This window comes from Pseudomonas sp., assembly GCF_026224925.1.
GTDB lineage: Bacteria > Pseudomonadota > Gammaproteobacteria > Pseudomonadales > Pseudomonadaceae > Aquipseudomonas.
In genome coordinates, this window is the sequence record NZ_JAMFRV010000036.1 from 1 (window position 1) to 1844 (window position 1844).

Sequence of the window (1844 nt, forward strand, 5' to 3'; positions counted from 1 at the left end):
ACAGCGGCGAAAGATTGCCGTGGATCTCAATCAAGCGCTCATCCGGGCTGCCCGCTGCGCGGTGATAACCATCAACGTTTTGCGTCAACACCCAACATTCGGGTTTGATCCGCTGCAAGTGAGCGATGGCGTAGTGCGCAGCGTTCGGTTGCGCGCCCAGGCACGCACGACCCAACTCTGCGATGTATTTCCAACACAACGCAGGGTCGCGACGCAGCATGGGGCCGGACAAGGCCATTTCGATTGGCAGGCCGTCCGTCGTGGTGCCGTTGTAGAGCCCGCCTACACCGCGATAGGTGGGCAAACCCGAATCGGCTGACAGACCGGCGCCGGTAATCACCAGAATGCGCTGGGCATGCCGTAGCGCCGCTGCGGTCTGTAGCAGCAGATCGCGCGCTATCACCATTGGTCTACCAACCCAATGTCTCTTTCAAAAACGGAATGGTTAGCTTGCGCTGCGCTTGCAACGACGCCTGATCGAGGCGCTCCAGCAGCTCGAACAACGCACTCATGCTGCGAGTCCCACGGGTCAGAATGAAATGACCGACTTCATCAGTCAGGTGCAAACCACGGCGTGAGGCACGAAGCTGCAGGGCACGCAGTTTGTCTTCATCGGACAACCCACGCATCTGGAACACCAGGGCCATGGTAAGACGGGATTTGAGGTCGAGCAGTTTGACCGGCAACTCGCGGGGCGACTGAGACGCCGCAATCAGCAGGCGACGACCGCTGTCACGCAGACGATTGAACAAATGGAATAGCGCTTCTTCCCATTCCGGCTTGCCCACCACCGCTTGCAGATCGTCCAGACAGACGAGTTCGTACTGCTCAAGGTTGTCCAGCAGCTTGACCCCTTCACCGATCAGGTCAGCCAGTGGCAGGTAGACGGCGGGCTCGCCCATTTGTTCGAAGCGCAGACAAGCGGCTTGCAGCAGATGAGTACGCCCGACGCCGTCCTTGCCCCAGAGATAAATCAGGCTTTCGGTCCAGCCAGCGTCGGCTTCGCACAGCCGCTCAACATAGCCGAGTGCTGCGGCATTGGCGCCGGGATAGTAATTAATGAAAGTGGCGTCATCACGCAGACGCACACCCAAGGGCAGCTGAATCGGTTTCATGCTGGCTTAACGGTTCAGGCGAACCGCTGGGGGCCTCTGTGTAAAGTGTGCAAAGTTTATACCGCCGACGCCGAGCGCACAATGCGGCAGCAAAATCAAAGGTTTGCAGCGGTTCTTGTAGGAGCGGGCTCTGTGTTGAGCGCAGCATCACAAATCAGGATCTTCAGTCCCGCTGTAAATATCTGACTCTTTATAGAGGACATGGACATGCCGCACCAGCACCATGATGACCGCAGCTACCGGCAACGCCAGCAATACTCCGGTGAAGCCAAACAACTCACCGCCCGCCAGGATCGCGAAGATCACCGCTACCGGGTGCAGGCCGATTCGATCACCGACCAACAAAGGCGTAAGGACCATGCCCTCCAGCGCCTGACCAATCATGAACACCGCAACAATACCCATCATCGGGTACAGGTCACCGCCAAACTGGAACAACCCGGCAATAATCGCCGCACCGATACCTATCACGAACCCCATATACGGAACGATGGCGGCAAGACCGGCGATCACACCAATCAACAGACCCAGTTCCAGACCCACCAGCATCAGGCCTGCTGCGTATATAAAGCCCAGAGCAACCATGACCAGCAACTGACCGCGAATAAACGCACCCAGCACTTCATGGCATTCGCCCGCCAACTTGACGATTTGCCCTTCACGATGACGTGGTAACAGGCTACGAACCTTGGCCATCATGACGTCCCAGTCGCGCAACAGGTAGAAACA

General features: G+C 57.8%; 3 protein-coding genes. All 3 read right to left on the reverse strand.

Annotated elements, in window-relative coordinates:
* On the reverse strand, positions 1 to 406 hold a 406-nt coding region (locus tag M0974_RS01725), incomplete at its 3' end, for a Sir2 family NAD-dependent protein deacetylase (protein ID WP_297831872.1).
* A 4-nt stretch (positions 407 to 410) separates the two neighbouring features.
* Positions 411 to 1115 (reverse strand): DnaA regulatory inactivator Hda, encoded by a 705-nt coding sequence (gene hda, locus M0974_RS01730; protein WP_297831874.1) that lies wholly within the window; start codon positions 1113 to 1115, stop codon positions 411 to 413.
* A gap of 147 nt (positions 1116 to 1262) precedes the next feature.
* A partial coding sequence (locus tag M0974_RS01735; protein WP_297831877.1) for an AI-2E family transporter occupies positions 1263 to 1844 on the reverse strand: 582 nt, incomplete at its 5' end.

What these genes read in the sequence shown, in the direction of transcription:
- hda (WP_297831874.1), bottom strand. Translation starts at nt 1,115, where the DNA reads ATGAAACCGATTCAGCTGCCCTTGGGTGTGCGTCTGCGTGATGACGCC.